The 19,704-nt window shown below is 71.4% G+C and carries 19 protein-coding genes; 7 read left to right on the top strand and 12 right to left on the bottom strand.

The genetic code is table 11. The features are described from left to right. Window positions 1-467: 467 nt before the first annotated feature. Window positions 468-2,597, bottom strand: a complete 2,130-nt coding sequence (locus ACFQZY_RS06375) for an AAA family ATPase (RefSeq protein WP_377414076.1) — start codon at window positions 2,595-2,597, stop codon at window positions 468-470. A 261-nt stretch (window positions 2,598-2,858) separates the two neighbouring features. On the opposite strand from ACFQZY_RS06375, the gene ACFQZY_RS06370 reads away from it, so the two are divergent. Both ACFQZY_RS06370 and ACFQZY_RS06365 read left to right on the top strand, forming a co-directional pair. Further along, complete coding sequence (locus ACFQZY_RS06370; RefSeq protein WP_377414074.1) at window positions 2,859-3,452, top strand: chromate transporter; 594 nt, start codon at window positions 2,859-2,861, stop codon at window positions 3,450-3,452. Continuing rightward, on the top strand, window positions 3,449-4,021 hold the full coding sequence (locus ACFQZY_RS06365) for a chromate transporter (RefSeq protein ID WP_377414071.1): 573 nt from the start codon (window positions 3,449-3,451) through the stop codon (window positions 4,019-4,021). Before ACFQZY_RS06370 ends, ACFQZY_RS06365 begins: the two co-directional genes overlap by 4 nt. A gap of 25 nt (window positions 4,022-4,046) precedes the next feature. Here the strand turns inward: ACFQZY_RS06365 and rlmB are convergent, their stop codons facing one another. Further along, complete coding sequence (rlmB, locus tag ACFQZY_RS06360) at window positions 4,047-4,790, bottom strand: 23S rRNA (guanosine(2251)-2'-O)-methyltransferase RlmB (RefSeq protein ID WP_377414068.1); 744 nt, start codon at window positions 4,788-4,790, stop codon at window positions 4,047-4,049. A gap of 94 nt (window positions 4,791-4,884) precedes the next feature. Between rlmB and ACFQZY_RS06355 the strand changes: the two genes are divergently transcribed. Both ACFQZY_RS06355 and ACFQZY_RS06350 read left to right on the top strand, forming a co-directional pair. Beyond that, complete coding sequence (locus ACFQZY_RS06355) at window positions 4,885-5,769, top strand: DUF3365 domain-containing protein (RefSeq protein ID WP_377414065.1); 885 nt, start codon at window positions 4,885-4,887, stop codon at window positions 5,767-5,769. Next, window positions 5,766-7,580 (top strand): protein kinase, encoded by a 1,815-nt coding sequence (locus tag ACFQZY_RS06350; protein WP_377414063.1) that lies wholly within the window; start codon window positions 5,766-5,768, stop codon window positions 7,578-7,580. Before ACFQZY_RS06355 ends, ACFQZY_RS06350 begins: the two co-directional genes overlap by 4 nt. A gap of 76 nt (window positions 7,581-7,656) precedes the next feature. Here ACFQZY_RS06350 and ACFQZY_RS06345 read toward each other — a convergent pair whose 3' ends face one another. Next, window positions 7,657-8,334 carry an ABC transporter ATP-binding protein gene (locus tag ACFQZY_RS06345; RefSeq protein WP_377414061.1) on the bottom strand — a complete coding sequence of 226 codons (678 nt, stop codon included), beginning with the start codon at window positions 8,332-8,334 and terminating at the stop codon, window positions 7,657-7,659. On the opposite strand from ACFQZY_RS06345, the gene ACFQZY_RS06340 reads away from it, so the two are divergent. Together ACFQZY_RS06340 and mnmH are read left to right on the top strand one after the other, a co-directional pair. Beyond that, a complete protein-coding gene (locus tag ACFQZY_RS06340; protein ID WP_377414059.1) occupies window positions 8,333-8,977 on the top strand; it encodes an arylesterase in 645 nt (214 codons plus the stop codon). The two genes, ACFQZY_RS06345 and ACFQZY_RS06340, sit on opposite strands and share 2 nt — an antisense overlap. Continuing rightward, on the top strand, window positions 8,974-10,032 hold the full coding sequence (gene mnmH, locus ACFQZY_RS06335; protein WP_377414057.1) for a tRNA 2-selenouridine(34) synthase MnmH: 1,059 nt from the start codon (window positions 8,974-8,976) through the stop codon (window positions 10,030-10,032). The genes ACFQZY_RS06340 and mnmH overlap by 4 nt, the downstream gene beginning before the upstream one ends. 73 nt (window positions 10,033-10,105) lie before the next feature. Here the strand turns inward: mnmH and ACFQZY_RS06330 are convergent, their stop codons facing one another. Continuing rightward, window positions 10,106-10,309: a hypothetical protein gene (locus tag ACFQZY_RS06330; protein WP_377414055.1), complete on the bottom strand. Its 204-nt coding sequence runs from the start codon at window positions 10,307-10,309 to the stop codon at window positions 10,106-10,108. 104 nt (window positions 10,310-10,413) lie between these two features. After that, window positions 10,414-11,598 (bottom strand): PLP-dependent transferase, encoded by a 1,185-nt coding sequence (locus ACFQZY_RS06325; protein ID WP_377414053.1) that lies wholly within the window; start codon window positions 11,596-11,598, stop codon window positions 10,414-10,416. A gap of 120 nt (window positions 11,599-11,718) precedes the next feature. Here ACFQZY_RS06325 and ACFQZY_RS06320 point away from each other — a divergent pair, with 120 nt between their 5' ends. After that, window positions 11,719-12,768: a Gfo/Idh/MocA family protein gene (locus ACFQZY_RS06320; RefSeq protein WP_377414051.1), complete on the top strand. Its 1,050-nt coding sequence runs from the start codon at window positions 11,719-11,721 to the stop codon at window positions 12,766-12,768. Between the two features lie 19 nt (window positions 12,769-12,787). On the opposite strand, the gene ACFQZY_RS06315 is transcribed toward ACFQZY_RS06320, so the two are convergent. The 7 genes from ACFQZY_RS06315 to hflX form a co-directional block, all read right to left on the bottom strand. Next, entirely contained in the window at window positions 12,788-13,312 is a 525-nt protein-coding gene (locus ACFQZY_RS06315) for a phosphoribosyltransferase (protein ID WP_377414048.1), read from the bottom strand. Window positions 13,313-13,341: 29 nt separating this feature from the next. Beyond that, a complete protein-coding gene (locus ACFQZY_RS06310) occupies window positions 13,342-14,673 on the bottom strand; it encodes an adenylosuccinate synthase (RefSeq protein WP_377414046.1) in 1,332 nt (443 codons plus the stop codon). Between the two features lie 29 nt (window positions 14,674-14,702). Next, complete coding sequence (locus ACFQZY_RS06305) at window positions 14,703-15,851, bottom strand: ATP phosphoribosyltransferase regulatory subunit (RefSeq protein WP_377414043.1); 1,149 nt, start codon at window positions 15,849-15,851, stop codon at window positions 14,703-14,705. 68 nt (window positions 15,852-15,919) lie between these two features. After that, window positions 15,920-16,111: a DUF2065 domain-containing protein gene (locus ACFQZY_RS06300; protein ID WP_377414040.1), complete on the bottom strand. Its 192-nt coding sequence runs from the start codon at window positions 16,109-16,111 to the stop codon at window positions 15,920-15,922. A 15-nt stretch (window positions 16,112-16,126) separates the two neighbouring features. Continuing rightward, window positions 16,127-17,047, bottom strand: a complete 921-nt coding sequence (gene hflC, locus ACFQZY_RS06295) for a protease modulator HflC (RefSeq protein WP_377414038.1) — start codon at window positions 17,045-17,047, stop codon at window positions 16,127-16,129. A gap of 20 nt (window positions 17,048-17,067) precedes the next feature. Then, window positions 17,068-18,396, bottom strand: a complete 1,329-nt coding sequence (gene hflK / locus ACFQZY_RS06290) for an FtsH protease activity modulator HflK (protein ID WP_377414036.1) — start codon at window positions 18,394-18,396, stop codon at window positions 17,068-17,070. Window positions 18,397-18,437: 41 nt separating this feature from the next. Next, window positions 18,438-19,640: a GTPase HflX gene (gene hflX, locus ACFQZY_RS06285; protein WP_377414034.1), complete on the bottom strand. Its 1,203-nt coding sequence runs from the start codon at window positions 19,638-19,640 to the stop codon at window positions 18,438-18,440. Between the last annotated feature and the right edge of the window lie 64 nt (window positions 19,641-19,704).

Below are 19,704 nucleotides of genomic sequence, written 5' to 3'. Positions count from 1 at the left end.
GTTGTGGTCGTTGCAAGAGTTGCCGCGAACACAACCCGCGGGTAGACGGACTCCGATCGCCTGGGGGAAACGCCTCGTTCTTGCCCATGCCCATGCCCATCACTCGCCCGTGCCGTCGGAGGACAAGGCCGCCCTCGCCCCGCTCGTGGCGCTGCAGGCCAGGCCGCCGCCGTACCAGTCGGCCACGCCGGTGATCGACCGGCCGTTCGAGTCCCGCCACTGGATGGCCAGCCGCTTCTCCGATGGCCGCTTCGGAGTCCGGCACGGCGCCGACAGCCTCGAGACCCCGGCGCGGCAGACGGCCCATCACGGCTCCACGGGCTGCTGGTCGATGCCGGGTTCGAGCAGGAAACGGTGGTGGCCGAGCGGCGCGCCGACCTCGTGGCCTGCGAGGCCATGCGGCTCGACCTGCGCTGGCCGCACCTGGCTCACGCTCGAACCCGGCGGGGCCTGACGCGCCCGCGACCTCAGCCCGCGGGCAGCTCGATGCCCACGCGCGCGTGGAACCCGAGGCAGGCCGACTCGAACGCCCGGATCTCCGCCAGCGCCGCCTCCAGGCTCATCTCGCCGGCGGCCATGAGCTTGCGCGAGAGGTGCTCCGTCAGCGGCTTGCGTCGCGCCAGCAGGTCGCGGGTCTCGGCGTAGAGGCGCTCGCTCTGCGCCTCCATGATCCCCCGGGTCTCCTCGTCGACCGTGCGCGGCCCGTCCGCCAGCGCGCCGAAGTTCAGGCGCGTCTTGCGGTACATCCCCATCTCGCCCACCGCGTGGTGCAGCAGGCGGGTGACGCGGCTGATGTCGTTGTGCGCGCCGTTGGTGGTGCCCTCCTCCCCGAAGAACAGCTCCTCGTTGGCCATGCCTCCCAGGAGCACGCGCACGTCGTGCTCGATGTCGGCCTTGGTCTTGAGCAGGTTCGCGCCCTGCTTGTGGAACACGAAGCCCAGCGCGTTGTTGCGCGGGTTGGCCTTGAGCGAGATCTTGAGCGTCTTCATCTCGGCCTGGATGCGGCCCCAGTCCCCCTCGCAGCGCCGGCGCTCCTGCTCGAAGTCCACCAGGAAGTGGCCCCACTCGTGCACGGCGACGATGCGCCGGTCCCGCTCGCGGTCCTGGGTGGTGCTGGTGTTGACGTTGCCCACCAGCACGCGCTCGGCGGCCTGTGCCAGCGTCGCCGAGTCGATCAGCCCGCCGGCCTGCACCGCGCAGATGCCGGCCTGGTTGACGATGGTCTCCAGGTCCGCCGGGCTGCAGCCCTCGGTGACCTCGACCAGGTGGCGCAGGTCCATGTCCGGCGCCACCTTGCCGGCGCGCTGCGACAGGTAATGGCCGACGATGGACTCGCGCTCCTCGCGATTGGGCAGGCGGAAGTCCACCTTCATCTGGAAGCGGCGCAGCATGGCCTCGTCCATCTCCATCTGGCCGGCGTTGAAGTTGGAGGCCACGATCCAGATGATCTCGGCGTCGTTGCGGGTGCGCACGCCGTCGAGCACCGCCAGCAGCATGTTCTGCGTGTCGTCGTCGAACTTGCGGTGGCCGCCGCGCTTCATGAACAGGTCCTGCGCCTCGTCCAGGAAGACGATGCAGCGCTGGCGCCGCTTGGCCAGGGAGACGATGCGCGCCAGCGTGTTGGCGCCGCCGCCGACGTAGCCGGTCTCCAGGTTCACCGCCGAGTGGAACAGGATCGGCAGCCCCAGCGCCTTGGCCAGGTAGCTGGCCAGCTTGGTCTTGCCGGTGCCGGCCGGGCCGCTGAACATCACGTTGAACGGCTTGTCGATCCCGTAGGCGGCGTACTCGGCGCGGCGCTGGTACTGGTCCTTGATCTGGGCCACTTCGGACTTGATGTCGTCCATGCCCACCAGGTCGTCCAGGCTGCCCTGGACCTGCTGCGGCTCGATGAACTTCAGCGCCTTGTGCTGCCCGCGCAGCTGCATGAACAGGAACCCGAGCAGGCCCAGCGTCAGCGCGCCCGAGAGCAGGCCGCTGGCGCCGGCCTTCCAGGCGTCCTTCTCGGCCTGCGGGCGGGCGCCGGCGAAGCGCTGGTCCAGGCGTTCGACCATGGCCTGCGCGGCAGGCGACAGCTCCGAGCGCGGCACGAAGGCCAGGCGCGCGCCCCAGGGCGCGGTGACGGCCTGGTCGGAGAAGATCTTGGTCTCCAGGTCGGAGGGGTAGTAGGCATGCAGCCGGCCCTGCGACTGCACGAGGATGATGCGCTCGGACACGTTCCACAGCAGCGCCTGGTACACCACGGTCACCCGCTCCACCGGCTGCTGCGCCAGGAAGCCCAGCACCGAGCCGCCGCCGAAGACCACGGGCAGGCGGTCGTCCAGGCGCCACAGGCCCTCGGCCCCCTCCTGGCCGCCCATGCGGCCGACCTGCTCGGCGACCTGGGCATGCCGGTGCCACAGCGCCAGCGAGTAGGTGCCGCTGGCGGCGATCAGCAGGGCCAGGCCGGCCACCAGGGCCCGGACTGCCGGGCCCTGGACCGCGAACCAGTCGCACAGGCGCGCGACCGCGCGGCGCAGGCTGTGCCAGAGGCCGCCCGCGGGCGCCTCGTCCTCGGTGAATTCGTTGCGTGGGGGGGTGGATGCGGACAGGTCCGTCATGGGCTCGCTTTCTGGAAGATGGCCGACAGGCAGATCGGAGCGATCCTACGAACGCGGGCCGACGCCTGGGGGCCTGGCGCCGGCTCGAGCCCAACGAGGCCGCGATTCCGTGACCTTTTGCCGGCACGCGGATCGCGGGAACCGCGCAGGGCCTGCCGCTGTCCAACCGGTGCCGGGTTTTCTTTCAAGTTTCTTCCCCCGGCCTCTTCCCTCGGTGCTCACCGGCCCCGGGGGATTTTTTTGCGCGTCGATAATGCCGCGGTGAACGAACACGACAACGACGACAACCACGCGCCCCGCGCCCGGCCCCGCTCCCTGGCGGACCTGTTCATCTCCTTCACCTTCCTGGCCCTGCAGGGGTTCGGCGGCGTGCTTGCCGTGGTGCAGCGCGAGCTCGTCGAGCGCAAGCGCTGGATGACCCGCGAGGAGTTCGTGGAGGAATGGGCGGTGGCCCAGATCATGCCGGGGCCGAACGTGATCAACCTGTCCATCATGATCGGCACGCGCTACTTCGGCCTGCCGGGCGCGTGCGCGGCCGTCGCCGGCATGCTGGTGGCGCCACTGTGCGTGGTGCTGGCGCTGGCGCTCTTGTACAGCCAGTTCGCGGATTCGCCGCAGGTGGCCGGCGCGCTGCGCGGCATGGCTGCGGTGGCGGCCGGCCTGATCGGCGCCACCGGCCTGAAGCTGCTGCCGACCCTGCGCAAGCACCCCCTGGGCATCCCGGTGAGCATGGCCCTGGCGGTGGCCACCTTCGTGGCGATCGGGCTGCTGCGGCTGCCGCTGGCGCTGGTGCTGCTGGGCCTGGGCGCGATCGGCTGCGTGCTGACCTGGCGCAAGCTGGGAGGCGGCCAATGACGCTCGCCTTCTCCGCGGCCGACTGGCTGAACCTGCTGTCCCACTTCGCCTCGCTGTCGCTGCTCGCAGTGGGAGGCGCCATCACCACCGCCCCCGACATGCACCGCTGGCTGGTCGATCAGCAGGGCTGGCTCGGCGAGGAGCAGTTCTCCACCTCCATCGCCATCGCCCAGGCGGCGCCGGGGCCCAACATCCTCTTCGTCGCCCTGCTCGGGTGGAACGTCGGCCAGAACGCCGCCGGCCTGCCCGGCGCGGCGCTGGGCCTGCTGCTGGCGATGACCGGGATCATGGTGCCCAGCTCAGTGCTGACCTACGTGGCCGCCCAGTGGGGCCACCGCAACCGCGACCGGCTTGGGGTGCGGGCCTTCAAGCTGGGCATGACGCCGATCGTGGTGGCCCTGCTGGTCGCCACCGGCTGGATCCTCGCCACCGGCGGGCGCTACGACCTCTCGGGCTGGCCGCTGTGGGCGGTGAGCATCGTCACCGCCCTCGTGGTCTGGCGCACCCGCATCCACCTGCTGTGGCTGCTGGGCGCGGGCGCCCTGGTCGGGGCGCTGGGCTGGGTCTGAGCGCGGGCGCGGGCCCGGCAGCGCCTCAGAGGCGCTGGCGGCGCGCCTCGTAGAGGCACACGCCGCTGGCGACCGAGACGTTCAGGCTCTCGACCGCGCCGCACATGGGGATGGAGACCAGCTCGTCGCAGGTCTTGCGCGTGAGCTGGCGCATGCCCGGCCCCTCGGCGCCGAGCACCAGGGCCACCGGGCCCTTCAGGTCCACCTGGTAGAGGGTCTTGTCGGCGTCGCCGCTGGTGCCGATGACCCAGATGTTGCGCTCCTTCAGCTCGCCCAGGGTGCGGGCCAGGTTGGTCACCATGAAGTAGGGCACGGTCTCGGCGGCGCCGCTGGCCACCTTGGCCACCGTGGCATTGACGCCCACCGCGTGGTCCTTGGGCGCGATCACCGCGTGCGCGCCAGCGCCGTCGGCCACCCGCAGGCAGGCGCCGAGGTTGTGCGGGTCGGTCACGCCATCGAGCACCAGCAGCAGCGGCGCCTCGCCGCGGGCCTCGAGGGCATCGAGCAGGTCGTCGAGCGAGCGGGCGTTCTCGACCGCGTTCACCCGCGCGGCCACGCCCTGGTGGCCATGGCTGCCGGCGAGCTTGGCGATGCGCAGCGCGTCGGCCTCGATCAGGCGCACGCCGGCCTCGCGGGCCCGGTCCAGGAACTGGCGCATGCGGGCATCGCGGCGGGTGTTGTCGTAGTAGACCTCGATGATCGAGGCGGGCGAGGTTTTCAGGCGCACGCCGACGGCGTGGAACCCGAACAGGACTTTCGGTGCGGACATTGCCGCGATTATCCCGGGCCGGGCGGGGCAGGTTTTACAAGAGCGCGACCGTGGTGCGTGGCTAGAATCGCCGCCACCTTCAGGGAGTAGCACTATGGCATTAAGGTCGAAGTTCAACCTGGTGTTGACGACCGTCTTCCTCGCGGGCTTCGTCGCGGCCGGCCTCGTCTCCCGCCAACTGCTCCAGGACAACGCGCGCCACGAGGTGGTACGCGAGGCGCGCCTGATGCTCGAGGCCGCCTCCTCGGTGCGGACCTACACCGTGGACCACATCCGCCCGCACCTGGTGGGGCAGATGGCCGAGGTCTTCCTGCCGCAGTCGGTGCCGGCCTTCGCCGCCACCGAGGCGATCAACACCCTGCGCAAGACCTACGGCGAGTACAGCTACAAGGAGGCCACCCTCAACCCCACCAACCCGCGCAACCGCCCGGCCGACTGGGAGGCCGACGTGGTACAGCGGTTTCGCCAGTACCCGGACCTCGACGAGCTGATCGCCGAGCGCCAGTCGGCCAACGGCCGCAGCCTGTTCATCGCCAAGCCGATCCAGATCAACAACCCGGCCTGCCTCCAATGCCACAGCACGCCGGCCGCCGCGCCCCCCAGCATGCTGCGCGTCTACGGCTCGTCGAACGGCTTCGGCTGGAAGCAGGGCGAGGTGGTGGGCGCGCAGATCGTCACCGTCCCCATGGCCGTGCCCCTGGCGCATGCCGACCGGGCCTTCACCACCTTCATGGGGTCGCTGGCGGCGGTGTTCGCCGTGGTCTTCGTGGTGCTGAACCTGATGCTGACCTGGCTGATCCTGCAGCCGGTGCGGCGCCTCTCGCAGGCCGCCGACCGCATGTCCACCGGCGACTTCACCGAGCCCGAGTTCAGCGAGCGCGGCGACGACGAGGTGGTGCGCCTGGGCGCCTCCTTCAACCGCATGCGCCGCAGCCTGGAGAAGGCGATCCAGATGATCCGCCTCGAGTCGCGCGCATGACCCGGGCCCCCGACGCCGCGGACGCCGCCGCCCTGCCCGCCGGCACCCGGCTGGCGGAGTACGAGATCCGGCGCGTGCTGGGCGGCGGCGGCTTCGGCATCACCTACCTCGCGCACGACACCCACCTGGACCTGCCGGTGGCGATCAAGGAGTACTTCCCGGGGGAACTGCTCGCCCGCGGCGCCCAGGGCCGGGTGGCGCCGCGCACCAGCGGCCAGGCGCCCCGCCAGCGCTTCACCGCCGGCCTGCAGCGCTTCGTCGACGAGGCGCGCGCCCTCGCGGCCTTCCGCCATCCGCACATCGTCCGGGTGCTGCGCTACTTCCGCGCCCTGGGCACGGCCTACATCGTCATGGAGTACGAGACCGGCCAGCCCCTCAAGCACTGGCTGCAGCGGCAGGCGCCGCTGTCGCTGCCCGGCCTGCTCGCCGTCGTGCGCCCCCTGCTCGATGGCCTGGAGGCGGTGCACGCGGCGGGCTTCCTGCACCGGGACATCAAGCCGGACAACATCTACATCCGCAGCGACGGCCGCCCGGTGCTGCTCGATTTCGGCGCTGCCCGCCGCGTGCTGGCCGACGGCGAGATGACCAACATCGTCACGCCCGGCTTCGCGCCCTTCGAGCAGTACCACTCCCAGGGCGCGCAGGGTCCCTGGACCGACATCTACGCCCTGGGAGCGGTGATGTACTGGATGGTCACCGGCCGCAAGCCGGTGGAGGCCGCCGCCCGCATCCAGGCCGACGCCATGCCGGGCGCGTCCATCCTCGCCGACGCCACGGTCTTCGGGCGGGCGGTGCTGCACGCCATCGACTGGGCACTGCAGCCCGACGAACAGCGCCGCCCGCAGTCGGTGGCGCAGCTGCGCGCGGCGCTGGAGGGCGGCGAGGCTTCGGTGCCCTCGTCCTCGGGGAGCACGCCGGCCTCCCGGCCGGATATCGAGGCCCTGCGCCGGCGCAACCTCCTGTGCACCATCCTGTTCATCGACCTGGTGGGCTATTCGGCGCGCTCGGTCAACGAGCAGGCCGCGGCCAAGCGCCTCCTCAACGACCTCATCGCCCGCGCCCTGGAGCCGGTGCCTTTGCACACCCGCCTGGCCATCGACACCGGTGACGGCGCCGCGCTGTGCTTCCTGGGCGATCCCGAGGAGGCCCTGCACGTGGCCCTGCTGTTGCGGGACCTGCTGCGCCAGCGACCGGCCGCCGCCCTGCCCGCGCGCCTGGGCCTGCACCTGGGGCCGGTGCGGGTGGTGCAGGACATCAACCAGCGCATCAACGTCATCGGCGACGGCATCAACGTCGCCCAGCGCGTGATGGACTTCGCCCGGCCGAACGAGCTGCTGCTCTCGCGTGCCTGCCACGACGTCATCTCCCGCATCGCCGAGGGTGGTCCGGCCCTGTTCCGCCCGGCCGGCACGCGGGCCGACAAGCACGGCCGGCAGCACGAGCTGTTCGCGGTCACCGAGACGGTGCCGCCGCAGCCGGGGGACGGCCTGCCGGCCACCATTCCCCTGGCCAGCACAGGCCCGGGCCTGGCGGCGCGGCTGCTGCGCGAGGCCGGGGGCGGCGCGCCGCGGGCCCGGGCGGCGGAGGATGCGGCGGACTACCCCGCCGCGCCACGCCACGCGGCGCTGCAGGCCGTGGAGCAGGCGCTGTGCCGCGACCTCGGGCCGGTGGCCCGCCTGCTGGTGCGCCAGCAGCTCGAGGCCGGCGCCAGCCCTCAGGAGATGGTCGAGGCCCTGGCCCGGCACATCGACGTGCCGCAGCGGCGCGAGGCCTTCCGCCTGCTCGCCCTGCGGGCGCTGGGTGCGGCCTGAAGCGGCGGCCTGGGGCGGGGCACGATCCGCCCCAGGGCCGGCTGCGAGGCCTGCCGGCCAGGCCCCGTGCCGGGCCTCAGGCCGGCGCCGCCACCCGCCCGGCCTCGATGGTGATGCGGCGCTCGCAGCGCTGCGCGATCGCGCGGTCGTGCGTGACCAGCACCAGGGTCGTGCCGCGCTCGCGGTTCAGGTCGAACATCAGCTGCATCACCGTCTCGCCGGTGGCGAAGTCCAGGCTGCCGGTGGGCTCGTCCGCCAGCAGCACCGCCGGCTCGACCACGAAGGCGCGGGCCAGCGCCACGCGCTGCTGCTCGCCGCCCGACAGCAGCCGGGGGTAATGCCCGAGGCGCTGGCCGAGGCCGACGCGCGCCAGCATGGCCGTGGCCGCGGTGCGGGCGTCGCGGCGACCTGCCAGTTCCAGCGGCAGCATCACGTTCTCCAGGGCGGTGAGGTTCGCCATCAGCTGGAAGCTCTGGAACACGAAACCGATCTTCTGGGCGCGCAGCGCGGCGCGCTGGTCCTCGTCGAGCGCGAACAGGTCCTGGCCGGCCAGGCGCACCGTGCCGCGCGAGGGCGTGTCCAGCCCCGCGATGATCGACAGCAGCGTGCTCTTGCCCGAGCCCGAGGCGCCGACGATGGCCACCGTCTCGCGCGCGGCCAGGGCGAAGTCGATATCACGGAGAATGTCGAGGGTGCCGGTCGAGTCGGTCACGGACTTCCAGACATGCTCGACGGCGATGATGGATTCGGACATGAAATATTCAATGTGGGACCGCAGGCGCTGGGTGCTGGGCGCGCTGGCGGCGGCCGTGGCCGCCCCGGCGCGCGCGGCCGAGCCCGTGGTCCTGGTACTGGGCGATTCGCTGAGCGCCGAGTATGGCCTCAAACGCGGGACGGGCTGGGTGCGCCTGCTGGAAGCCCGGTTGGCGCAGGAGAAGATCGCGGCGCGGGTGGTGAATGCCAGCATCAGCGGCGAGACCACCGCCGGCGGCCGATCGCGCCTGCCCGCCCTGCTCGCCCAGCACCGGCCCACCCACGTGGTCATCGAACTGGGCGGCAATGACGCGCTGCGCGGCCTGCCCCTGTCCATGACCGAGGACAATCTCTCGCAGATGACCCTGGCCGCGCAGCAGGCCGGCGCGCGCGTGCTCCTGGTGGGCATGCAGCTGCCGCCCAACTACGGCCGTGAGTTCGGCGAGCGATTCGCCGCCCTCTACGACCAGGTCGCCCGCCGCCACAAGGCCGCCGCCGTGCCCTTCTTCCTCAAGGGCTTCGCCGAGGGGCCGGACGCCGCCCGCTACTTCCAGCCTGACCGGATCCACCCGACCGAAGAGGCCCAACCCCTGATGCTGGCCAATGTCTGGCCCGCGCTCAAGAAACTGCTTTCCGCCAAGTGACCGTCCAGATCCTCCCGGCCGCCGAGGCCATCGCACGCCTCGGCGAGTTCAGCGCCGTCATCGACGCGCGCAGCGAAAACGAATACGCCGAGGACCACCTGCCCGGCGCCGTCAACTGGCCCACCCTGAACAACGAGGAGCGCCACCTCGTCGGCACCATCTACAAGCAGGTCAACCCGTTCGAGGCGCGCAAGCGCGGCGCGGCGCTGGCCGCCGCCAACATCGCCCGCCATATCGAGCGCGAGCTGCTGCAGGTCCCGAAGGACTGGAAGCCGCTGGTGTACTGCTGGCGCGGCGGCAAGCGCAGCGGCTCGCTCTCCCTGGTGCTGGACCAGATCGGCTTCCGCGTGCACCTGGTCGAGGGCGGCTACAAGGCCTTCCGCACCGCGGTGCTGGAGGACCTGCCCCGCCTCGCGCAGCGCCTGGACTACCGCGTGGTCTGCGGCCCCACCGGCTCCGGCAAGACCCGCCTGCTGCATGCCCTGGCCGCGCAGGGCGCGCAGGTGCTGGACCTGGAGGGCCTGGCCAACCACCGCAGCTCGGTCCTCGGCCTGGTGCCCGGCGAGCGCCAGCCCTCGCAGAAGCACTTCGACACCCGGGTCTGGCAGGCCCTGCGCGGCTTCGACCCGGCGCGGCCGGTGTACGTGGAAAGCGAGAGCAAGAAGGTGGGCAACGTCTCGGTGCCCGAGGCCCTGATCCTGGCCATGCGCGCCAGCCGCTGTATCGACCTGCGCCTGTCCGACGACGAGCGCGTGGCCCTGCTGATGGAGGACTACGACTGGTTCGTCAAGGACCCGGAGTTCTTCTGCGACCGGCTGTCCACCCTCGTCGAGCTGCGCGGTCATGCGGTCGTGACGGGCTGGCAGGAGCGGGTGCGCGCCGGCCGCACCGAGGAGGTGGTGCGCGAGCTGCTGGTGCAGCACTACGACCCCATGTACGCCGCCTCGATCCGCCGCAACTTCACCCAGTACGCGCAGGCCCTGGCCCAGGGGGTGGACGACCGCTCGCCGGCCAGCATGGCGCGCGCCGCGGCGGAACTCCTGGCGCAAGCCTGAGCAGGCCCCGCGCGAAGGACACGCCGGCCTCCGGGGGCGCGCGCGACGCCCTGGGCTCTAGGGGGACTGAGGCTCAGCTGGAGGCGGAAGCCGCCTGGCCGGGCTGCATCGGCGCCGACGGCTCGCGGTCGCCGGCCTGGGCCAGGTGCTCGTCGTCCGACAGGCCCGCGGCCTCGGACGCCTTGCGATCGGCCTTGGCGCGCAGCTTCTCTTCTTTTTTCTGCTTCTTGGCCAGTTCACGCTGGCGCTTCTCGTAACCGTAATTCGGGGTGGCCAAGGCGCATCCTTTCGTGCAGGGCAAGGCGCCCAATGTAAGCGATTCGGCGGATCGGGGACAGCGCGCGTTTCCAGACGCAAGCGCCGCGTGCCGGGGCCGCGCCCTCAGCCCAGTGCCGCCAGCGCCTGGCCGAGGTCGGCGCGCAGGTCCGCCGCCGCCTCCAGGCCGGCGGAGAAGCGTACCAGCGTGCCCTTGCCTTGCCAGGTGCCCAGTGATGCGCTGCGCATCGAGGTGACGTCGTAGGGCACGGCGAGGCTGACCGGCCCGCCCCACGAATACCCCAGCTTGAACAGGCGCAGTGCATCGCAGAAGGCATCGACGCGGGCCCGGTCGTAGCGGGCGTCGAGCACCACCGAAAACAGGCCCGCCGCCAGGCCCTGCGGCCCGCACAGCGCCTGCCAGTTCGCATGCCCGGGCGAGCCGGGCAGCGCCGGGTGCAGCACCTGCGCGATCTCCGGGCGGCCCTGCAGCCAGGTGGCCAGCTCGCGGGCGGCCGCGTCGTGGGCGCGGTAACGCAGCTGGATGCTCGGCAGGGAGCGCAGCACCGCCTCGACATCGTTCGCGCCGACGCCCAGGCCCAGGCGCATGTGCGTGAGCTTGAGCCGCTGGTGCAGCGCCTCGTCGCGCGTGGTGATGCTTCCCATGAGGACGTCGCCGCCACCGCTGGGGTACTTGGTGAGGGCCTGCACCACGATGTCGGCGCCACCCTGGGCGAAGCCGTCGAAGGCCAAGCCGGCGCCCCAGGTGTTGTCCAGTGCGCTGGTGATGCCGCGCTCGCGGCACAGGGCGGACAGCTGCGGCAGCGGCGGGAACTCCATCGTGACCGAGCCGGGCGCCTCCAGCCACACCAGCTTGGTGCGGGCGGACAGGCGCCGCGCGAGGTCCTGCGGGTCCATCGGGTCGTAGCGCTGGTGCGTGATGCCCCACTGCGCCAGCTCGCCCTCGCACAGGGCCTTCGAGGGCCCGTAGACGTTGTCGGGGATCAGCACCTCGTCGCCGGCGCGCAGCAGCGCGAAGTCGACGTTGGCGATGGCGGCCAGCCCGCTGGGCGCGAGCAGGCACTGCGTGCCCCCTTCCAGGCTGGCGATGCGCTCCTCCAGGGTGAAGGTGGTCGGCGTGCCATGCAGGCCGTAGGTGTAGCCGGCCTTGTGCTTCCAGTCCCGCGCGCGCAGGGCGGCGACGTTCGGGAAGATGACCGTGGAGGCCTTGAAGACGCCGGCCTGCGGCGCGGCGAAGCCCGCGGGCGGCTGGTAGGGATGGTGGATCAGGTCGGTGACGCGGTCGCTCATGGGCCGATGGTAGCCGCCGCTGCCGTGCCCGCGGCGCCAGGGGCGGCTACAGTGGCGCCTCTGGCGCATCGTCCCGCCGTGCTGTCCCGACCTGCTTCCACCCACTCCGACCCCGCATCCATGACCCGCACCCGCATCGCCGTGGCCGGCGCCGGCCTCATCGGCCAGGCCCATATCGCCGTCCTGCAAGCCGAGCCCAGCGCCACGCTGTCGGCCATCGTCGACCCCTCCCCCGCCGCCGCCGCCATCGCCGAGCGCGCCGGCGTCCCGCTGTACCCCTCGCTCGAGGCCCTGCTGGCCGCCGACCGGCCCGACGGCGTGGTGCTGGCCACGCCCAACGCCCTGCACTTCCCGCAGGCCATGGCCTGCCTGGAGGCCGGCCTGCCGACGCTGCTGGAAAAGCCGCTCACGCCCACCGTGGCCGAAGGCCGGCGGCTGGTCGACGCCGTCGCCGCTCGCGGCGGCCGCCTGCTGGTGGGGCACCACCGCGCGCACAGCCCGATCATGGCCAAGGCCCGCGAAGTGGTGCGATCGGGACGCCTGGGGCGGCTGGTGGCCGTCCAGGGCAGTGCGATGTTCTTCAAGCCGGACCACTACTTCGACGACGGCCCGTGGCGCCGCGAGCCGGGCGGCGGGCCGATCCTGATCAACATGATCCACGAGATCCACAACCTGCGGATGCTGTGCGGCGAGATCGTCGCGGTGCAGGCCATGGCCTCGAACGCGGTGCGCGGCTTCGCGGTGGAGGACACCGTGGCCCTGAGCCTGCGCTTCGACAGCGGCGTGCTGGGCACCTTCATCCTCTCGGACACCGCGGCCAGCCCGCGCAGCTGGGAGCAGACCAGCCAGGAAAACAAGGCCTACACCACCTATGGCGACGAGGACTGCTACGTGCTGGCCGGCACCCAGGGCAGCCTGTCGGTGCCGACCATGCGCCTCAAGGCCTACCCCGACGCCGGCGCGAGCCGCTCGTGGTGGAAGCCGTTCGAGGCCAGCGTGGTGGAGATGGTGCGCGAGGACCCGCTGGTGCGCCAGATGGCGCATTTCGCGGCGGTGGTGCGCGGGGAGTGCGAGCCGCTGGTGACGGCGGCGGACGGCCTGGCCAACCTGGTGGTGGTGGAGGCCATCACCGAGGCGGCGCGCACGGGCCGCCTGGTGACCCTGGGCTAGGCGCCCAGGGCGTGGAAGCTCAGAGCTTCCACTTCTCCAGCAGCTTTTCGGGTCCCAGGCTGTCGTAGGACTCGAAGGGCTGGTGGATCCAGGGGTTGGTCGGCAGGAATTCGACCTGGTAGTCCGGCTCGAAGGTCGACACGCCCTTGGTCCAGATCACCGCGCTGCGCAGCTCGGTGATGGGCTTGTAGTTGTTCTTCAACTGGTCCACCACCTTGCGCAGGGTCACGCCGGAGTCGGCCAGGTCGTCGACCAGCAGCACGCGGCCGGCGATCTCGCCCTTGGGCGTGGTGATGTAGCGGGCGATGTCCAGCTGGCCCTGCACCGTGCCGGCCTCGGCGCGGTAGGAGCTGGTGGACATGATCGCCAGCGGCTTGTCGAAGATGCGCGAGAGGATGTCGCCGGGGCGCATGCCGCCGCGGGCCAGGCACAGGATGGTGTCGAACTCCCAGCCCGACTGGTACACCTTGAGCGCCAGCTTCTCGATCAGGTTGTGGTACTCGTCGTAGCTGACGTACAGGTGCTTGCCGTCTTCGGTCAACATGCGTGGTTTCCTCTTTCTGCAGTCAGGGTTCAGGCCGCCAGGTAGGGGTGGCGCATCATGATCGTGTGGTCACGGTCCGGGCTGGTCGAGATGATGTCGACCGGCACGCCGGTCACATGCTCGATGCGCTGCAGGTACAGGCGCGCGTTGACCGGCAGCTTGTCGTACTCGGTCACGCCCACGGTGCTGTCGGTCCAGCCTTCCATGGTCTCGTAGATCGGCTTGCAGCGGGCGATCTCGTCGGCGCCCAGGGGCAGGATGTCGATCTGCTCGCCATCGAGCTCGTAGCCCACGCACAGCTGCAGCTCCTTGATGCCGTCGAGCACGTCGAGCTTGGTGATGCACAGGCCGGTCAGGCCGTTGACCTGGGCCGAGCGCTTGAGGAGCGCGGCATCGAACCAGCCGCAGCGGCGCGAGCGGCCGGTGGTCACGCCCTTCTCGGCGCCCACGGTGGACAGGTGCCAGCCCACGGTGCCCTCGGTCTGCCAATCGAGTTCGGTGGGGAACGGGCCGCCGCCCACGCGGGTGCAGTAGGCCTTGGTGATGCCCAGGATGTAGTGCAGCATGCCCGGGCCCACGCCCGAGCCGGCGGCGGCGTTGCCGGCCACGCAGTTGCTCGAGGTGACGTAAGGGTAGGTGCCGTGATCCACGTCCAGCAGCGTGCCCTGGGCGCCTTCGAACAGCAGGTTGGCGCCGTCGCGGTGGGCCTCGTTCAGCTCGCGCGAGACGTCGGCGATCATGGGCTTGAGCATCTCGCCCAGGCGCAGGGCCTCGTCCAGGGTGGACTGGTAGTCCACGGCCGGCGCGTTCAGGTAGGTGGTGAGCACGTGGTTGTGCAGATCCAGCAGGTCCTTCAGCTTGGCGGCGAAGCGCTCGGGATGCTTGAGGTCCTGCACGCGCAGGGCGCGGCGGGCGATCTTGTCCTCGTAGGCCGGGCCGATGCCGCGGCCGGTGGTGCCGATCTTCTCGGTGCCGCCCTGCTCGCGCTTGGCTTCACGGGCGATGTCCAGCGCCGCGTGGAACGGCAGGATCAGCGGGCAGGCCTCGGAGATGCGCAGGCGCGAGCGCACCTCGACACCGGCCTTCTCCAGGCCGGCGATCTCCTCGAACAGCTTGGCCACCGACAGCACCACGCCGTTGCCGATGTAGCACTTCACGCCGGGGCGCATGATGCCGGAGGGGATCAGGTGCAGGGCGGTCTTGACCCCGTTGATCACCAGCGTGTGGCCGGCGTTGTGGCCGCCCTGGAAGCGCACCACGCCCTGGGCGCTCTCGGTGAGCCAGTCCACGAGCTTGCCCTTGCCTTCGTCGCCCCACTGGGTGCCGACCACGACCACGTTGCGACCAGTTGTCTTTGTCATCGAAAAACTCTCAGGAAAATTCAGTGTGTTCAGAGGGCCGACACGACCCAGGCGCCGGCCTGGCAGGTCAGCTCGCGGTCGCAGTGGAACTCGTCCACCCCGCTTTCGTGGCCCGGCAGGACGCAGACCACGGTCTCGCCGTCACGGCGCAGGCGCGCGATGGCCTCGCGCAGGCCGGCATCCTCGCCCCAGGGCGCGCGGATCGCGGCCTTGAGCGGGCGGCTGGCGGCCACGCCGACCAGTTCCTTCATGTCCAGGCTGAAGCCGGCGGCGGGCCGGTTGCGGCCGAAGACGGCGCCGACCTCGTCGTAGCGGCCGCCGCGCACCAGGGCGTCGCTGGCGCCGGGCACGTAGATGGCGAAACGCGCGCCGGTGTAGTAGCTGTAGCCGCGGACATCGCCCAGGTCGAAGCTCACGCGGGCACCCTCGACATGGCCGGCCAGCCAGCGCAGGTTGTCCAGCGCCTGGCGGATCTCGGGCAGCGGGGGCAGCGCCTTCACGGCCTCGCCGAGCACCGCGGCGTCGCCATACAGCGAGACCAGCGCGCGCAGGCCCTCGCGCGAGGCCTCGGGGAAGGCGCGGGTCAGCGCGGCGAGCTCGCTCGAATCCTTGGCGGCCAGTGCGGCATGCACGCGCACCAGGGTGGCGGCATCGGCGTTCACGCCGGCCAGCAGGGCGCGCACGATGCGGGCGTCGGCCAGGTCCACCGAGGGGCCCACCACCTGGGTGGCGCGCAGGCAGTCGAGGGCCAGCGCCAGGGCCTCGAGGTCGGCCTCCAGGCCGGCATGGCCGTAGATCTCGGCGCCGAACTGCAGCGGCTCGCGGGTGGCGTGCGGGCGGTCGGGGCGGGTGTGCAGCACCGGGCCGCAGTAGCACAGGCGGGTGACGCCGGGGCGATTGAGCAGGTGGGCGTCGATGCGGGCGACCTGCGGCGTGGTGTCGGCCCGCAGGCCCATCATGCGGCCCGAGAGCTGGTCGACCAGCTTGAATGTCTGCAGGTCCAGCGCCTCGCCGGTGCCCGTGAGCAGGGACTCCAGGTGCTCCAGCAGCGGCGGCATCACCAGCTCGTAGCCATAGCTGCGGGCGGTGTCGAGCAGTTCGCGGCGAAGCTCTTCGATGTGCCGGGCCTCGGAGGGCAAGACATCGGCGATGTGATCCGGCAGGACCCAGGCGGACATGGAAAGGGGGACGCTGTTAAAACCGGTATTTTACCGGCCAGGGATGGGGTCGCCCGCGGCGACCGTGATCAGGAGGTGACCCAGGCCAGGAGCAGCAGCCCCAGGACCACGCAGACCAGCCCGAAGAACCGCAGCTGGCCGTCGGCCAGCTGCGTGAGCTGGGTGATCGTGCGGCGCCAGCGGGCCGGGGCCACGAGGGGCACCAGCCCCTCGAAGACCAGCACCAGGGCGATGGCCGCCCAGAGCAGATCCCGGTCCACGCGCGCGCCCCGGGCTTACTTGCGCGGCGCGGCGGAGGCTGCGGGGGCGGCCGGCGCGTTGCCGGGGCCGCGGAAGGCCCGGAAGAAGTCGCTGCCCGAGGGGTCGAGGACCATCACGTCGCCCTTCTTGGTGAAGCTGGACTTGTAGGCCTCGAGGCTGCGGTAGAACTGGGCGAACTGCGGGTCGCGGCCGAAGGCGTCGTTGTAGACGCGCGCGGCCTCGGCGTCGCCCTCGCCCTTAATCTTCTGGGCGTCACGGTAGGCGTTGGCCACGGTGATCTCGCGCTGGCGCTCGGCATCGGCGCGGATCTTCTCGCCCTCGGCGGTGCCGGTGGAGCGAAGCTCGTTGGCCACGCGCTTGCGCTCGGACTCCATGCGGCGGTAGACCGACTCGGTGATGGCCTCGACATAGTCGGCCCGCGTGATGCGCACGTCGACCACTTCCACGCCCCAGGGCTTGGCGCCCTTGACCACGTCCTGCACCTCGCGCTTGACGTCGGCCATCAGCTGTTCGCGGGCGGTGGAGAGCAGCTCGCGCACCGTGCGCTTGTTGATCTCCTCCTGGAAGGCGTTGCGCACCACGCGATTGAGCTGGTTGGCGCCGGCCTGCTCGTCCAGGCCGACGTTGCGGATGTACTGCGAGGGGTCGGAGATGCGCCAGCGCACGAACCAGTCGATGACCACGCGCTGCTTCTCGGCGGTGAGCATGGGCTCGGTGTCGGCGCTGTCCAGCGTGAGCAGGCGCTTGTCGATGTAGCTCACGTTCTGGAACGGCGGCGGCAGCTTCCAGTGCAGGCCGGGCTCGGTGATGACGGCCTTGATCTGGCCCAGGGCATAGACCACGCCGAACTGGCGCTGGTCGACCACGAAGACGGTGGAACTGATGATGGCCAGGGCCACCAGCACGGAGGAGATGAGGAAACCGATCCTGTTCATGTTCTTGTGCTCCCTGCGGGTCAGCGCGTCTCGCGCTCGCGGCCACGGGTGGTGTTCTCACGCGAGCGCGAGTCGCCCGCGGCGGGCGCCGGCGCGGAGGGGCCGGCGGGCGCCGCCGGGGCGGCCGCGGCGGGCGCGCCTTCCTGCGCCACCTGCTGCATGATCTTGTCGAGCGGCAGGTACAGCAGGTTCGAGCCCTGTCGCGAGTCGACGAGCACCTTGGTCACGTTCTGGTAGATCTGCTGCATGGTCTCCAGGTACAGCCGGTCGCGCGTGACCTGGGGCGCGCGCTGGTATTCGGCCAGCACGGAGCGGAAACGCTGCGAGTCGCCCTGGGCCTGGGCGACGATGCGGCCCTTGTAGGCCTCGGCCTCCTCCTTCAGCCGCGAGGCCGTGCCGACCGCGCGCGGGATCACGTCGTTGGCATAGGCCTGGGCCTCGTTCTTGGCGCGCTCGCGCTCCTGGCCGGCCTTGAGCACGTCGTCGAAGGCCGCCTGCACCTGCTCGGGCGGGCGCACGCCGCCTTGCTGCAGGTTGATGCCCACGACCTCGACGCCGAGGTTGTAGCGGTCCAGGATGGTCTGCATCAGGGTGCGCACGCGCGGGGCGATCTGGTCGCGCTCGTCAGCCAGGGCCGAGTCCATGCGCATCTTGCCGACCACCTCGCGCACCGCAGTCTCGGCGGCGTGGACCACCGCTTCCTGCGGGTTCTTGCTCTCGAACAGCCAGGCGCGGGCGTCCTTCAGGCGGTACTGCACCGCGAACTTGATCTCGACGATGTTCTCGTCCTGCGTGAGCATGGCCGACTCGCGCAGGCCGGTGGCGCGGATCACGCTGTCGCGGCCGATGTCGACCGAGCGGATCTGCGTGACGGTGACCACCTCGTGGCGCTGGATCGGGTACGGCAGGCGCCAGTTGAAGCCGGCGCCGACGGTCGACTGGTAGCGGCCGAACTGGGTGATGACGGCCTGCTGGCCTTCCTGCACGATGAAGAAGCCGGTACCCAGCCAGATCAGGACGACCACCGCGGCCACCAGGCCGGCGCCGATGCCGGCGCTCTTCATGTCGGGCGGCTGCGCGCCGGCGCTGCCGCCATTGCCGCCATTGCCGCCGCGGCCGCCGAACAGGCCGCCGAGCTTGCGGTTGAAGTCGTGCCACAGCTCGTCGAGGTCCGGCGGGCCCTGGTTGGGGCCGCGGGAGCCGCCGCCGTTGGGGCGCTCACCCTCGGGGCGCGGGTTCTCGCTGCGCGGCTCGTCGCCGCCTCGCCCCCACCGCGGGTCGTTCAGGTTGAACATGCCCCGCAGGCGTTGCAGCGCCTGCGCGAGGAAGCCGGGAAAAGGGAGGTTCATGCGATGGCTTGTTTGACTTGTACTGGTGGCATTGTGCCGAATCAGGCATCCGCCTCTTGCATTTGAGGCTTTCTGTCATCGCCCTCGGCCCCGCCGCGGGCGCGGGCCGCCGCCGCGGCGTGCGCCGCCAGGACCTCACGCAGGGCCGGCAGGCCGGCGCCGGTGCGCGCACTGACGAACAGGCGCGGCACCGGCCGCCCTTCGAGCTCGTAGGTGTCCTGGGCCTGCCGCGGCTGCTGGCTCTCGGGCAGCGCGTCGACCTTGTTGAACACCAGGACCTGCGGCACGTCGGCCGCGCCGATCTCGTGGAGCACGCGCTGGACCTGGTCGATCTGCTCGGGAAAGCCGGGGTTGGCGGCGTCGACCACGTGCAGCAGCAGGTCGGCATCGGCCGCCTCCTGCAGCGTGGCCTGGAAGGCGTCGATCAGGCCGTGCGGCAGGTCGCGGATGAAGCCCACCGTGTCGGACAGCGAGACCGAGCGGCCGACGCCCTGCCCCTCCTCGCCGGTGGGTGCGAGGTACAGCTGGCGGGTGGTCGTGTCGAGCGTGGCGAACAGCTGGTCGGCCGCGTAGGCGCGGGCCTTGACCAGGGCGTTGAACAGCGTGGACTTGCCGGCGTTGGTGTAGCCCACCAGGGAGATCGTGTAGGCGCCCTGCCGCTCGCGCTGGCGGCGCTGGGTGCCGCGCTGACGCTTGACCTTCTCCAGGCGCTCGCGGGTCCGCTTGATGGCGTCGGAGATCATCCGGCGGTCGAGTTCGATCTGCTTCTCGCCGGGGCCGCCGCGCACGCCGGCGCCGCCGGTCTGCCGCTCCAGGTGCGACCAGCGCCGCACCAGGCGGGTGCTGATGTATTGCAGCCGGGCGAGCTCGACCTGGAGCTTGCCCTCATGGCTGCGGGCGCGCTGGGCGAAGATCTCCAGAATGAGCAGGGTCCGGTCGTTGACCGGCAGCCCCAGGTGCCGCTCGAGGTTGCGCTGCTGCGCGGGGCTGAGCGACTGGTCGAACAGCACCTCGGTGGCGCCGCTCTGTTCGGCCATGAACTTGATCTCGTCGGCCTTGCCGCTGCCGATGAACAGCGCGGCATCGGGCGCGCGGCGCTTGCAGGTGACGCGAGCGACGGGCTGCAGGCCCGCGGTCTGGGCCAGCAGGCCCAGCTCCTCGAGGCCGGCATCGAAATGGGGATCGCCAAAGTCCACCCCCACCAGGATGGCGAGGGCGGCTGGGCGTTGGGAAGCTTCTTGCAAGTGAGGGGCCCGGGCTGGGGTGGGGGCGGGTCGCCCGGGCTGTGGTGCAGGCCAGGCCCGCGGC

The sequence above is a fragment of the Ramlibacter sp. GCM10027632 genome (genome assembly GCF_042675325.1).
Classification (GTDB): Bacteria; Pseudomonadota; Gammaproteobacteria; order Burkholderiales; family Burkholderiaceae_C; genus Ramlibacter.
Note: the sequence above shows the minus strand (reverse complement) of the source record. Positions and strands in the feature narration are given on the sequence as shown.

Bases quoted from the DNA above. Each gene is read 5' to 3' on its own strand.
- ACFQZY_RS06375 (WP_377414076.1), bottom strand. From the start codon at position 2,597: ATGACGGACCTGTCCGCATCCACCCCCCCACGCAACGAATTCACCGAG.
- ACFQZY_RS06365 (WP_377414071.1), top strand. From the start codon at position 3,449: ATGACGCTCGCCTTCTCCGCGGCCGACTGGCTGAACCTGCTGTCCCAC.
- rlmB (WP_377414068.1), bottom strand. From the start codon at position 4,790: ATGTCCGCACCGAAAGTCCTGTTCGGGTTCCACGCCGTCGGCGTGCGC.
- ACFQZY_RS06355 (WP_377414065.1), top strand. From the start codon at position 4,885: ATGGCATTAAGGTCGAAGTTCAACCTGGTGTTGACGACCGTCTTCCTC.
- ACFQZY_RS06350 (WP_377414063.1), top strand. From the start codon at position 5,766: ATGACCCGGGCCCCCGACGCCGCGGACGCCGCCGCCCTGCCCGCCGGC.
- ACFQZY_RS06340 (WP_377414059.1), top strand. From the start codon at position 8,333: ATGAAATATTCAATGTGGGACCGCAGGCGCTGGGTGCTGGGCGCGCTG.
- ACFQZY_RS06345 (WP_377414061.1), bottom strand. From the start codon at position 8,334: ATGTCCGAATCCATCATCGCCGTCGAGCATGTCTGGAAGTCCGTGACC.
- ACFQZY_RS06325 (WP_377414053.1), bottom strand. From the start codon at position 11,598: ATGAGCGACCGCGTCACCGACCTGATCCACCATCCCTACCAGCCGCCC.
- ACFQZY_RS06320 (WP_377414051.1), top strand. From the start codon at position 11,719: ATGACCCGCACCCGCATCGCCGTGGCCGGCGCCGGCCTCATCGGCCAG.
- ACFQZY_RS06315 (WP_377414048.1), bottom strand. From the start codon at position 13,312: ATGTTGACCGAAGACGGCAAGCACCTGTACGTCAGCTACGACGAGTAC.
- ACFQZY_RS06310 (WP_377414046.1), bottom strand. From the start codon at position 14,673: ATGACAAAGACAACTGGTCGCAACGTGGTCGTGGTCGGCACCCAGTGG.
- ACFQZY_RS06305 (WP_377414043.1), bottom strand. From the start codon at position 15,851: ATGTCCGCCTGGGTCCTGCCGGATCACATCGCCGATGTCTTGCCCTCC.
- hflC (WP_377414038.1), bottom strand. From the start codon at position 17,047: ATGAACAGGATCGGTTTCCTCATCTCCTCCGTGCTGGTGGCCCTGGCC.
- hflK (WP_377414036.1), bottom strand. From the start codon at position 18,396: ATGAACCTCCCTTTTCCCGGCTTCCTCGCGCAGGCGCTGCAACGCCTG.